At 73.3% G+C, this 11,827-nt stretch carries 8 protein-coding genes; 5 read left to right on the top strand and 3 right to left on the bottom strand.

All coding sequences use genetic code 11. From position 1 onward, the window contains the following. Nucleotides 1–15: 15 nt before the first annotated feature. Nucleotides 16–465, bottom strand: a complete 450-nt coding sequence (locus ACZ4E1_RS13240; protein ID WP_467538778.1) for a hypothetical protein — start codon at nt 463–465, stop codon at nt 16–18. Between the two features lie 57 nt (nt 466–522). Then, on the bottom strand, nt 523–1,689 hold the full coding sequence (gene xylA / locus ACZ4E1_RS13235) for a xylose isomerase (protein ID WP_467538776.1): 1,167 nt from the start codon (nt 1,687–1,689) through the stop codon (nt 523–525). A 148-nt stretch (nt 1,690–1,837) separates the two neighbouring features. Between xylA and xylB the strand changes: the two genes are divergently transcribed. From xylB to exaC, 5 genes are all read left to right on the top strand, one after another. Continuing rightward, on the top strand, nt 1,838–3,277 hold the full coding sequence (gene xylB / locus ACZ4E1_RS13230) for a xylulokinase (RefSeq protein WP_467538774.1): 1,440 nt from the start codon (nt 1,838–1,840) through the stop codon (nt 3,275–3,277). 174 nt (nt 3,278–3,451) lie between these two features. After that, a complete protein-coding gene (locus ACZ4E1_RS13225) occupies nt 3,452–4,660 on the top strand; it encodes an ROK family protein (protein WP_467538773.1) in 1,209 nt (402 codons plus the stop codon). 406 nt (nt 4,661–5,066) lie between these two features. Continuing rightward, a complete protein-coding gene (locus ACZ4E1_RS13220; protein ID WP_467538771.1) occupies nt 5,067–5,699 on the top strand; it encodes an N-acetylmuramoyl-L-alanine amidase in 633 nt (210 codons plus the stop codon). A 121-nt stretch (nt 5,700–5,820) separates the two neighbouring features. Beyond that, a complete protein-coding gene (locus tag ACZ4E1_RS13215; protein ID WP_467538769.1) occupies nt 5,821–7,086 on the top strand; it encodes a GAF domain-containing protein in 1,266 nt (421 codons plus the stop codon). 79 nt (nt 7,087–7,165) lie between these two features. Beyond that, a complete protein-coding gene (exaC, locus tag ACZ4E1_RS13210) occupies nt 7,166–8,689 on the top strand; it encodes an acetaldehyde dehydrogenase ExaC (protein ID WP_467538767.1) in 1,524 nt (507 codons plus the stop codon). 21 nt (nt 8,690–8,710) lie between these two features. Here the strand turns inward: exaC and ACZ4E1_RS13205 are convergent, their stop codons facing one another. Next, a complete protein-coding gene (locus ACZ4E1_RS13205; protein WP_467538765.1) occupies nt 8,711–11,752 on the bottom strand; it encodes an alpha-mannosidase in 3,042 nt (1,013 codons plus the stop codon). Nucleotides 11,753–11,827 lie beyond the last annotated feature (75 nt).

The following is an 11,827-nucleotide window of genomic DNA, read 5'->3' as shown; positions in this document are numbered from 1 at the left end:
CGGCCGTGTCGGACGTCAGGGCAGGAGGCTCTCCACGTCGCTGGGGAGCAGGCCGCTGGGGAGTTCACTGGGCAGGCCGCTCGGGAGCTTCGAGGGCAGGTCGCTGGGGAGGCCGCTGGGCAGCTCGCTCGGGAGGGAACTCGGGAGCGAGCTCGGCAACTCGCTGGGCAGGCTGGGGAGTTCGCTCGGGAGGCTGCGCGAGGGCGACGGCGTGACGGACGCGCTGCCTGCCGGGTCCGGCTTGCCGTCACCGCCGTCGCCGCCGTCGTCACGGGTCATCGCGAAGGCCACGGCGGCGCCGATCACCAAGAGCGCGGCGACGACGGCCAGGACCAGGAAGCGGCGGCCTCCGGAGTCGCGGCGGGGCGGTGGCGCGTCGGGCGGCGCGCCGAAGCCTCCGCCGCCGGGCGGGGGCGCGTCGCTCGGCGGCGGGGGCGGCTGCGGTGGCATCGGAGGTGTGGCCATGCCCCCAGGGTGTCCGGCGAAGGGGCCGGCGCGCGACCCCTTCTTCTCAAGCGGGCGTCAGGCGCGCACGCCGAGCAGGTGGTCCATCGCGAGCTGGTCGAGCCGCTCGAAGGCCATGCCGCGCTCAGCCGCCGCGGTCACGTCGAACTCCTCGAACGCACCCTGGTCGGCGAGCAGTTCGGCGAGTCCGTCCTCGGCGGTCGGCCGGGCGAGCTCGTCGAGGCGCGACGCGCGCAGCGCTTCCTGGACCTCGGGGTCGGCGCGGAAGGCCGCCGCGCGCTCCTTGAGGATCAGGTAGTTCCGCATGCAGCCGGCGGCCGAGGCCCACACTCCGTCGAGGTCCTCGGTGCGCGGCGGCTTGAAGTCGAAGTGGCGCGGGCCCTCGTAGCCCGCGGTCTCCAGCAGGTCGACGAGCCAGAACGCGGAGCGCAGGTCACCGGCGCCGAAGCGCAGGTCCTGGTCGTACTTGATGCCGGACTGGCCGTTGAGGTCGATGTGGAAGAGCTTGCCGGCCCACAGGGCCTGGGCGATGCCGTGCGGGAAGTTGAGCCCGGCCATCTGCTCGTGGCCGACCTCGGGGTTGACGCCGTACAGCTCGGGGCGCTCCAGGCGCTCGATGAAGGCGAGGGCGTGGCCGACGGTGGGCAGGAGGATGTCGCCGCGCGGCTCGTTGGGCTTGGGCTCGATGGCGAAGCGCAGGTCGTAGCCCTGCTCGGTGACGTACTGGCCGAGCAGGTCGAAGGCCTCCTTCATCCGGTCGAGCGCGTCGCGGACGTCCTTCGCGCCGCCGGACTCGGCGCCTTCGCGGCCGCCCCACGCGACATAGGTGTGCGCGCCCAGTTCGACGGCGAGGTCGATGTTGCGGATGACCTTGCGCAGGGCGTACCGGCGCACGTCACGGTCGTTGGCCGTGAAGCCGCCGTCCTTGAAGACGGGGTGCGTGAACAGGTTCGTGGTCGCCATCGGGACGACGAGGCCGGTGGCGTCCAGGGCCTGGCGGAACCGCTTGACGTGGGACTCGCGCTCGGCCTCGGAGGCGCCGAACGGGATGAGGTCGTCGTCGTGGAAGGTCACGCCGTACGCGCCGAGCTCGGCGAGCCTGCGCACGGAGTCGACGGGGTCGAGCGCCGGGCGCGTCGCGTCGCCGAACGGGTCGCGGCCCTGCCAGCCGACGGTCCACAGGCCGAAGCTGAACTTGTCCTCGGGGGTGGGCTGGTACGTCATCGTGCGGCTCCCTCATCTTCGGGCGGGCGGCGGGTCCGTGCTGCCACCGACCGCCGTCCGCCTATTTCGTCATCGCACTTTACAAATTAGTATGCGGGCACGTCCCTGGGAAGAGCCGCCCCGGGAACGACCGAGTCAGGAGAGCCGTATGCCAGCTGCCGAGGGCCCCCTCGTCGTCGGGGTCGACAGTTCGACGCAGTCCACGAAGGCCCTGGTGGTCGATGTCGCCACGGGGGCGGTGGTGGCGAGCGGCCAGGCGCCGCACACGGTCACCACGGGCGCGGGGCGCGAGAGCGATCCCGAGGAGTGGTACGGGGCCCTGCGGACGGCGCTCGCCCAGTGCGGGGACGCGGCGCGGCGGGCGGCGGCGGTGTCGGTGGGCGGGCAGCAGCACGGCCTGGTGACGCTGGACGCGCGGGGGCGGCCGGTGCGGCCGGCCCTGCTGTGGAACGACGTGCGCTCGGCGCCGCAGGCGCGGCGGCTGGTCGCGGAGCTGGGCGGCCCGAAGGAGTGGGCGCAGCGGTTCGGGAGCGTGCCGGGGGCCTCCTTCACCGTGGCGAAGTGGGCGTGGCTGGCCGAGCACGAGCCGGACGCCGTACGGGCCACGGCCGCGGTGCGCCTCCCCCACGACTATCTGACCGGACGCATCACGGGTGGCCCGGGAACGACGGATCGCGGTGACGCGTCCGGTACGGGCTGGTGGGCGTCGCGCACGGAGGCGTACGACGAGGACGTGCTGGACCGGGTCGGGCTGGATCCCGCGCTGCTGCCCCGGGTAGTGGCGCCCGGCGAGGCGGCGGGTGCCGTGCTCGGGAACGACCCTGACCTCCCCCTGGCCAAGGGCGTGTCGGTGGCCGCCGGGACCGGGGACAACGCGGCGGCCGCGCTGGGGCTCGGCCTGCTGCCCGGCACACCCGTGCTCAGCCTCGGCACGTCCGGGACGGTGTACGCGGTGTCGCGGCACCGGCCCGCGGATCCGAGCGGTGTGGTCGCCGGGTTCGCGGACGCGCGCGGCGACTGGCTGCCGCTGGCCTGCACCCTGAACTGCACGCTCGCCGTGGACCGGATCGCCGCGCTGCTGGGCCTGGACCGGGAGGCGGTCGAGCCCAGCGGCACCGCGACGCTCCTGCCCTACCTGGACGGCGAGCGCACACCCGACCTGCCGAACGCGTCGGGGCTGCTCACGGGGCTGCGCCACGACACGACGGGCGGGCAGGTGTTGCAGGCCGCCTACGACGGGGCCGTGCACGCGCTGCTCGGCGCGCTCGACCACGTCCTGGACGCCGACGCCGACCCCACGGCACCCCTCCTCCTCATCGGCGGCGGCGCACGCGGCACCGCCTGGCAACAGACGATCCTCCGCCTCTCGGGGCGCGCGGTACGGGTGCCCCGGGCCCGGGAACTGGTGGCGCTGGGCGCGGCGGCACAAGCGGCGGCCCTGGTCACGGGCGAGGACCCGGGGGCGGTGTCCCGCCGCTGGGGAACGGCCGAGGGTCCGGTGCTGGAGCCGGTGGCGCCGGACGAGGAAGCGTTGGAGCGGATCTCGAGGGTGCGCGAGGGGGCGGGGCGGCTACTGGAGGGAGCTTGATGCCCATCGCGGCTGCCGCATCGGGGAAATGCGACCCGAAGGGTCTGCATTTCAGGGGCGCGGGGAACTGCGCGACCAGCCACGACGGCGCTGAAGCCGCCACGAGACAGAACCCCGCAGACGAGAAGGCGATCCCGCGCCGACCAAGCCCGGAGCAACTGGGACCATGAACACATGACCGCACCACTGCACCGGCCCCGCCCCGGAACCCCCGACACCCAACAGGGCATGCGCCGGCGCAACCTCTCCCGCGTACTCCACGCCGTAGCCGCCGCAGGCCCCTTGTCCCGCGCGGCGGTCGCCCAGCACATCGGGCTGACCCGGGCCGCCGTGTCCACGCTCGTCGACGAGCTGATCCGGGCCGGACTCCTGGAGGAGCTGGGGCCGCAGCGCCCCGGCGGGGTGGGCCGGCCCGGTTCCGCACTGATGGTCAGCGGCCAGGGCCCGGCCGGCTTCGGCGCCGAGGTGGGCGTCGACCATCTCGCCGTGTGCGCGGTCGACCTGCGCGGCGCGGTGCGGGCGCGCGCCGAGCGCCGGGTGAGCAACCGGGGACGCGCCGCGGAACCGGTGCTGCGCGATCTCGCCGCGCTGATCGGCCAGGTCAGCGAGGAGGCCGCCGCCGAGGGACTGCGGCCCGCCGGTCTCGCCGTGGCCGTGCCGGGCCTCGTCGCGCGCGGCTCGCACACGGTCGTCCGCGCCCCGAACCTGGACTGGCACGACACGGACCTCGGCGCCCTGCTCCCCGCACACCTGCCCTGGGGCGACGAGGTGCCGCTGACCGTCGACAACGAGGCCAACTTCGGCGCCCTCGCCGAGCTCTGGCTCACCGCCGACCGCCCCGCCGACTTCCTGCACGTCTCGGCGGAGATCGGCATCGGCGCCGCTCTGGTCGTGGAGGGTGAACTGCTGCGCGGGGCACGGGGGTTCGCGGGCGAGCTGGGACACGTACCGGTGCGCCCGGAGGGGCCCGCGTGCCCGTGCGGCTCGCGCGGCTGCCTCGAACAGTACGCGGGCGAGGAGGCGGTGCTGCGGGCGGCGGGCCTCGCCCCGGGCGCGAACCGGACCGCGCTGCTGGCCGAACGGGCGGATGCGGGCGACGCGGCCACCCGTCGCGCCCTGCGCGGCGCCGGTTCGGCCCTCGGCATCGCACTGACCGGCGCGGTGAACCTCCTCGATCCCCGCGCGGTGGTCCTCGGCGGCGCGCTCTCCCGTCTGGCGCCCTGGATTCTGCCCTCCCTGGAACGGGAGTTGACACGCCGCGCGACCACCCCGGCCGACGGAGTCCTGATCTCACACCTGGGCTCGGAGGGCCCCCTGCTCGGGGCGGCACACTCGGTGACGCGCGCCGTGCTGGACGACCCGATGGGTTCCGTACGGGTCTGACGCGGGGCACGACGCCCCGGCGCCGGTTCGCGGCAGGTCAAGGTCCACAGCCCCCTGCCGGAGCCCCGCACCGCCAATGGTCCCCACCTCTGACGTGCGAAGTTCCCCCGATCGGACCCCGCCGCGCCCTCTTCCGCCCCAACCACCGGGCCCCGTAACGTAATTGACGCGCAGGCACCTTCGGCGCACCCCGGCCCACCTGTCCGACGCGCGACACCGACCGCCCGTACGTGGCCAAGATCCACAAGGATCGGCCGTGCGCACGGGAGACTCACCGCGGGCCGCACGTGCCCGTCCGCTCGGGATCGTGACGACCCTCGTCACCGTCCCGCGCACTGAACGCCGGCGCCCCCTTCTCCCCCACCGATCGAGCCCCGCCCGGGCCCGTCCGAGAGGCAGGATCGTCATGGACCGAGCTGAATCCGTCAGCGGCCGACCCGAGCCCGCGCACCCGTCCCGCCTCGCCCGCCGGCGCCTCCTCCAGGCCGGTGCACTCGCCGCGGTCCCGGGGCTGCTGCTGCCGGCCGGGCGCGCCGCCGCAAGCGTCCAGGCCGTCGACTACCCGCCGGCCGAGTCCGTCCCGGCGAGCACCTCCAACTACACGAAGTCCAGCCGTCCTTCGACGTACAAGATCGACCGCGTGATCATCCACGTCACGCAGGAGACGTACGCCGACACCCTGGCCATCTTCCAGAACCCGGCCAAGCAGGTCAGCGCGCACTATCTGGTCCGGTCGGCGGACGGGCACGTCGCGCAGTGCGTGCGCGAGAAGGACGTCGCGTGGCACGCGGGGAACTGGACGTACAACACGCGCAGCATCGGTATCGAGCACGAGGGCTGGGTGGACCGGCCCGAGTACTTCACGGACGCCATGTACGAGCACTCCGCGGCGCTGACCGCGTCGATCTGCGCGCGCTACGGCATCCCGAGGGACCGCGAGCACATCCTCGGCCATGTCGAGGTGCCGGGCACGGACCACACGGATCCGGGCCCGTACTGGGACTGGACCCGGTACATCCGGATGGTGAACTTCGCCTGATCCGGCCGCTCTCCTGCGCATCGGCCGCTCTTTTCCGTGTCCGCCGCCTTGTCGCCCTGTCCCCCCGGGGCGACGATGGCGACACATCACGGGGCCGTGAGCGAGTGTCCGGGAGGCCGCATTGACCGATCCGTGGGTCGCGCTGGAGCCGGGCACCGATCCGTCCGAACGGGTGCGGGCGCTGCGGCGTGCGCACGAGCGGTTCACGGCGGCGGGCACGGTGGTCCGGCCGGTGCGTCCGGTGGTGGCGGCGTCCTGGCGCCGCTCGGCGGGCGCCCGTGTGAGCCCGGACGCCTCCGCGTCGGTGGAGCTGGCCGACGGTGACCTCGGCGCGTATCGCGCGGAGCACCCGCTGGCCCGCGTGATGCCGCTGTTCCGCGAGCTGATGGGCACGTTCGCGACGGACGGGGAGCATCTCCTGGCGGTGTGCGACGCGCAGGGCCGGCTGCTGTGGGTCGAGGGGCACGCGGCGACCCGGCGGCAGGCGGGCCGGATGAACTTCGTGCCGGGGGCCCGCTGGTCGGAGTCGGCGATGGGCACGAACGCGCCGGGTACGGCGGTCGCGGTGGACCGGCCGGTGCAGGTGTTCGCCGCCGAGCACTTCATCCGCGAGGTCCAGCCGTGGACGTGCGCGGCGGCCCCGGTGCACGACCCGCACTCCGGCCGGGTGCTCGGCGCGGTCGACATCACGGGCGGCGACGGGCTGGCCCATCCGCACAGCCTGGCGTTCGTGCAGGCGGTGGCGCGTGCCGCCGAGTCCCAACTGGCCCTGCTCGCCCCGCCGCCCGCCGAGGAGACGGGCCTGCGGCTGAGCGTCCTCGGCCGGGACGAGGCCCTGCTGCTGACCCCGGGCGGCCACAAGATCCGCCTGGGCCGCCGCCACAGCGAGCTCCTCGTCCTCCTCTCCCGCCACCCGGAGGGCCTGACGGGCGACGAGCTGCTGTGCTGCCTGTACGAGGACGAGTCGGTGACCCCGGTGACGCTGCGGGCGGAACTCGCGCGCCTGCGCCGGGTGCTGGGCCCGGGTGTGCTGGAGTCCCGCCCGTACCGGCTCGCCGTCCCGGTCGACTCGGATCTCGCCGTGGTGGAGCGCCGTCTCGCCTCGGGTGCGGTGACGGCGGCCACCTCCGCGTACACGGGCCCGCTGCTGCCGCAGTCGCAGGCGCCAGCCGTGGCCCGGATCCGCCGCCGCCTTTCCGACGGGCTGCGGGCGGCGCTGATCGCCCGCGGAGACCCGGACCTGCTCGCCGACTGGGCGCACGCGCCGTGGGGCGAGGACGACCTCGACGTGTGGCGCGCCCTCGCGGCGGCCCGGCCCGCTCCCCCGGTCCTGGCCCGCCTCGCCGCGCTCGACGCCGAGCAGGGCACGGGATCGTACGCAACGTAGCTGCAACGTCCGCGTCCCTAGCGTCCGGTGCGGAAGCTGCCCGACGGCGGGCAGCCGCGCGCACAGGAGGCCTCCCCCGATGACCCGTTACGCAGCGCCCGGCACGCAGGGCTCCGTCGTCTCGTACCAGGCCCGCTACGACCACTGGATCGGCGGCGCGTACGTCCCGCCCGCCCGCGGCCAGTACTTCGAGAACCCGAGCCCGGTCGACGGGCGGCCTTTCACCGAGGTGGCCCGGGGCACGGCCGAGGACGTGGAGCGGGCGCTCGACGCGGCGCACGCGGCGGCGCCGGCCTGGGGCCGCACCGCGCCCGGGGCACGCGGCGACATCCTCCTCAAGATCGCCGACCGGATGGAGCAGAACCTCGAACTGCTGGCCGTCGCGGAGAGCTGGGAGAACGGCAAGCCCGTCCGCGAGACGCTCGCCGCCGACATCCCGCTCGCCATCGACCACTTCCGCTACTTCGCGGGCGCGGTCCGCGCGCAGGAGGGCTCGCTCTCCGAGATCGACGACGACACCATCGCGTACCACTTCCACGAGCCGCTGGGTGTGGTCGCGCAGATCATCCCGTGGAACTTCCCGATCCTGATGGCCACGTGGAAGCTGGCGCCCGCGCTGGCGGCGGGCAACGCGGTGGTCATCAAGCCGGCCGAGCAGACCCCGGCCTCGATCCACGTCTGGATGTCCCTGATCGCGGACCTGCTGCCGCCGGGCGTGGTCAACATCGTGAACGGTTTCGGCGTCGAGGCGGGCAAGCCGCTCGCGTCGAGCCCGCGCGTCGCGAAGGTCGCGTTCACGGGCGAGACCACGACGGGCCGGCTGATCATGCAGTACGCCTCGGAGAACATCAAGCCGGTCACCCTGGAGCTGGGCGGCAAGTCGCCGAACATCTTCTTCGACGACGTCTGGGCGCGGGACGACGACTTCCGCGACAAGGCGCTCGAAGGTTTCACCATGTTCGCCCTGAACCAGGGTGAGGTGTGCACCTGCCCCTCCCGTGCACTGGTCCAGGAGGGCCACTACGGCGAGTTCATGGACGCGGCGATCGCCCGCACCGAGGCGATCGTCCCCGGCCACCCCCTGGACACCGACACGATGATCGGCGCCCAGGCCTCGAACGACCAGCTCCAGAAGATCCTCTCCTACCTGGACATCGGCCAGCAGGAGGGCGCGAAGGTCCTGACGGGCGGTCAGCGCATCGAGTACGACGGCGAGCTGGCGGGCGGCTACTACGTCCAGCCCACGATCTTCGAGGGCAACAACCGCATGCGCGTCTTCCAGGAGGAGATCTTCGGCCCGGTCGTCTCGGTGGCCTCGTTCGCCGACTTCGACGACGCCATCAAGATCGCGAACGACACCCTGTACGGCTTGGGCGCCGGCGTGTGGACCCGCGACATGAACACGGCCTACCGCGCGGGCCGCGCCATCCAGGCCGGCCGCGTCTGGACGAACTGCTACCACGCGTACCCGGCACACGCGGCGTTCGGCGGCTACAAGCAGTCCGGGATCGGCCGCGAGACCCACAAGATGATGCTCGACCACTACCAGCAGACGAAGAACCTTCTCGTGTCGTACTCGGCGCAGAAGCTCGGCTTCTTCTAGGAGCACGAAGGGTCGGCGCCGTCAGTGGGCGGATCGGCGGGCGATCCGGAGGGTGCGGATCTCGAAGGGGCGGAGGGTGAGATGCGGTCCCTTGCCGTCCGGCACGTCCGGACGGGCGGGCACCGCATCGTCCACGGGGCGCTCCAAGAGGTCCGTCTCGGTCATGGTCTCCCACGGGAAGGCGAGGGACAGTGCGGTCCGGGCACGTCCGCCGTGGGCCTCGTACAGGCGGATCACGACGTCGCCGGACGCGTCGTCGGCGAGCTTGACCGCCTCGATGACGACGGCGTCGTCATCCGTGGCGACCAGCGGTGTCACGGCCGCCGAGCCGGGGACGGCCCGCTCGGGCAGGTTGGCGTGGTAGCCCTCGCGCACGGCGTCCGCGACGTCGGCCCCGATCACGAACCCGTACCGCAGCCGGTGCCGGCCCCGGTCGGCGTCCGGGTCGGGGAAGCGGGGTGCGCGGAGCAGCGTGAGGCGGACGGTCGTCGTGGTGCCGCCGTCGGGGCGGACGTCGCGGGTGACGTCGTGGCCGTAGGTGGAGTCGTTGACCAGGGCGGCGCCCCAGTCGTTCTCGCCGACGTGCAGGTAGCGGTGGGCGCAGATCTCGAACTTGGCGGCGTCCCAGCTGGTGTTGGTGTGGGTGGGGCGCTTCACGTGGCCGAAGGGGGCCTCCGCGGTGGAGTGGTCGGCGCGCACGTCGAGCGGGAAGCCGGCCTTGAGGAGCTTCTCCTTCTCGTGCCAGTCGATCTCGGTGTCGATGTCGAGTCGCCGGGAGCCCTCGCGCAGCGAGAGGAGCTGGTCGATCCGGGAGTCGCCGAACCTCCGGACGATCCGGACACCGCCCGGCTCTGCGCGCACCGCCTCGGCCTCCGTGAGGTCGCGGACGGTGTTGCGGTAGAACTCGTCGATGTCCCAGGCGTCGTACTCGTTGGGGAAGTCCTGGTGCAGCTGGAGCAGGTTGGCCGCCGCGCCGGGGGCGAGGGCTTCACGGCCGGCCGCCCGGTCGACCGCGGAGACGACCAGGCCGCGGGCGTCGATCTCGATCCGTACGAGCCCGTTGTCGAGGACGAAGCCGTCGCCGGACGGCACGGGCGCGACGGCCGGGTCGGCGGGCGTGGTGCGGACGGCCGCGCCGAGGGCGGGGACGTCGCCACGGGCGTACGGGGCCGCGTTGAACACCACGGTTCCGTCGCCGTCGCCGGCCAGCGCGCGCTGCGCCGAGGCGACGATCCCGTCCAGCTCGGCGAGGACCTCGGCGTAGGTCCGCTCCGCCTCGCGGTGCACCCAGGCGATGGAGGAGCCGGGCAGGATGTCGTGGAACTGGTGCAGCAGCACGGTCTTCCAGAGCCGGTCGAGCTTCTCGTACGGGTAGCGGAATCCCGTGCGGACGGCCGCCGTGGCCGCCCAGAGTTCGGCCTCGCGCAGCAGGTGCTCGCTGCGCCGGTTGCCCTGCTTGGTGCGCAACTGGCTGGTGAGCGTGCCGCGGTGGAACTCCAGGTAGAGCTCGCCCACCCACACCGGGGCGTCGGGGTACTCGGCCTCGGCGCGCGCGAAGAAGTCCGCAGGCCGCTCGACGACCACCCGGGGCGAGCCTTCCAGGTCCCCCAGGCGCGCCGCACGGGCCAGCATCTCGCGGGTGGGGCCGCCGCCGCCGTCGCCGTATCCGAAGGGCAGGAGTGAGCTGTTGGCCGCCCCCTTGTCCTGGAAGTTGCTCACCGCGTGGGCGAGTTCGGCGCCGGTGATCTCGGCGTTGTAGGTGTCGACGGGCGGGAAGTGGCTGAAGATCCGAGTGCCGTCGATGCCTTCCCAGCGGAAGGTATGGTGGGGGAACTTGTTGGTGGTGTTCCAGGAGATCTTCTGGGTGAGGAACCAGCGCACGCCGGCCAGCTTCATCAGCTGCGGCATGGCCGCGTTGTAGCCGAACGTGTCGGGCAGCCACATCTCCTCGGTCTCGACGCCGAACTCGTCGAGGTAGAAGCGCTTGCCGTGGATCAGTTGACGCGCGAACGCCTCGCCCCCGGTGATGTTGGTGTCGGGCTCCACCCAGAGGCTCCCGACCGGCAGGAACTGACCGGTCTGCGTCTTCTCCTGGACGCGGGCGTACACCTCGGGGCGCCGTTCCTTGAGCCAGGCCAGTTGCTGGGCCTGGGACATGGCGAAGCGGAAGTCCGGGTGGTCGTCCATGAGCTGGGTGACGTTCGCGAGCGTCCGGGCGACCTTGCGGACGGTCTCGCGCAGCGGCCACAGCCAGGCGGTGTCGATGTGGGCGTGCCCGACGGCGGAGACGCGGTGGGCGCTGGGTGCCGCCGGGGACGCGAAGGCGGGGCGCAGCACGTCGCGGGCGGCGGGCGCACTGCCGGAGATGTCCTGGAGGTCGACGGCGTCCAGGGCCCGGTCGATCGTGTGGAGGAGTTGCCAGCGGCGCGGGTCGGCTTCGGGGAGGGCGTGCATCAGTCCGCCGAGGACGTCCAGGTCCTGGGCGAGTTCCCAGACCTGGGTGTCGAAGACGGCGAGGTCCGCGCGGAGCAGTCGGTACAGGGGGTCGCCGGCCTGGCCGTCCCCGGTGATCCACGCGGGCTGGTACCCGAGCGGGGTCGGCTCATGGTTGTCGCAGAGGGCAGGGTTGGCGGCGGCCTCGATGTACGCGGTGAACTCCTCGCCCCCTCCGACCGGCTCGGCGACCGGGATCCAGCTGTTCCGGGGGTTGAGCGCCTTCAGCACGGTGCCGTCGGGCCGGTACACCAGGCCCTCGGTGGAGAACCCGGCGCCGGTGACGTCGAAGCCGAGGTCGAGGACGGCTTCGACGCGTCGTCCGGTCCATTCCTCGGGGATCCGGCCGGTGACCTTGAACCAGCTCGTCGACCAGGGCGGCCCCCAGCGGTGTCCGACCTGGACCGGCCGGTACGGCGCCGCCAGCCCGTCGGCGACCGGCACCGGCTCGCCGGGGACGTCCCAGATCCCCACCTGGAGCGGGACGGTCCGAGCGTGCACGGCGGGCCGGATCCGTTCCTTCAGCACCCGCTTCAGGCGCTGCTCGATGAGGCGTTGCTTGCTGTGCATGGGGCTCTCCGGGCGGGTGTCGATGCGGGACGGATGTCGGTCCTCGGCAGGTGTCGGTCCTCGGCGGGTGTCGGC

The sequence above is a fragment of the Streptomyces sp. NPDC025806 genome (assembly GCF_055558275.1).
Note: the sequence above shows the minus strand (reverse complement) of the source record. Positions and strands in the feature narration are given on the sequence as shown.

Bases quoted from the DNA above. Each gene is read 5' to 3' on its own strand.
- ACZ4E1_RS13240 (WP_467538778.1), bottom strand. From the start codon at position 465: ATGGCCACACCTCCGATGCCACCGCAGCCGCCCCCGCCGCCGAGCGAC.
- xylA (WP_467538776.1), bottom strand. From the start codon at position 1,689: ATGACGTACCAGCCCACCCCCGAGGACAAGTTCAGCTTCGGCCTGTGG.
- xylB (WP_467538774.1), top strand. From the start codon at position 1,838: ATGCCAGCTGCCGAGGGCCCCCTCGTCGTCGGGGTCGACAGTTCGACG.
- ACZ4E1_RS13225 (WP_467538773.1), top strand. From the start codon at position 3,452: ATGACCGCACCACTGCACCGGCCCCGCCCCGGAACCCCCGACACCCAA.
- ACZ4E1_RS13220 (WP_467538771.1), top strand. From the start codon at position 5,067: ATGGACCGAGCTGAATCCGTCAGCGGCCGACCCGAGCCCGCGCACCCG.
- exaC (WP_467538767.1), top strand. From the start codon at position 7,166: ATGACCCGTTACGCAGCGCCCGGCACGCAGGGCTCCGTCGTCTCGTAC.
- ACZ4E1_RS13205 (WP_467538765.1), bottom strand. From the start codon at position 11,752: ATGCACAGCAAGCAACGCCTCATCGAGCAGCGCCTGAAGCGGGTGCTG.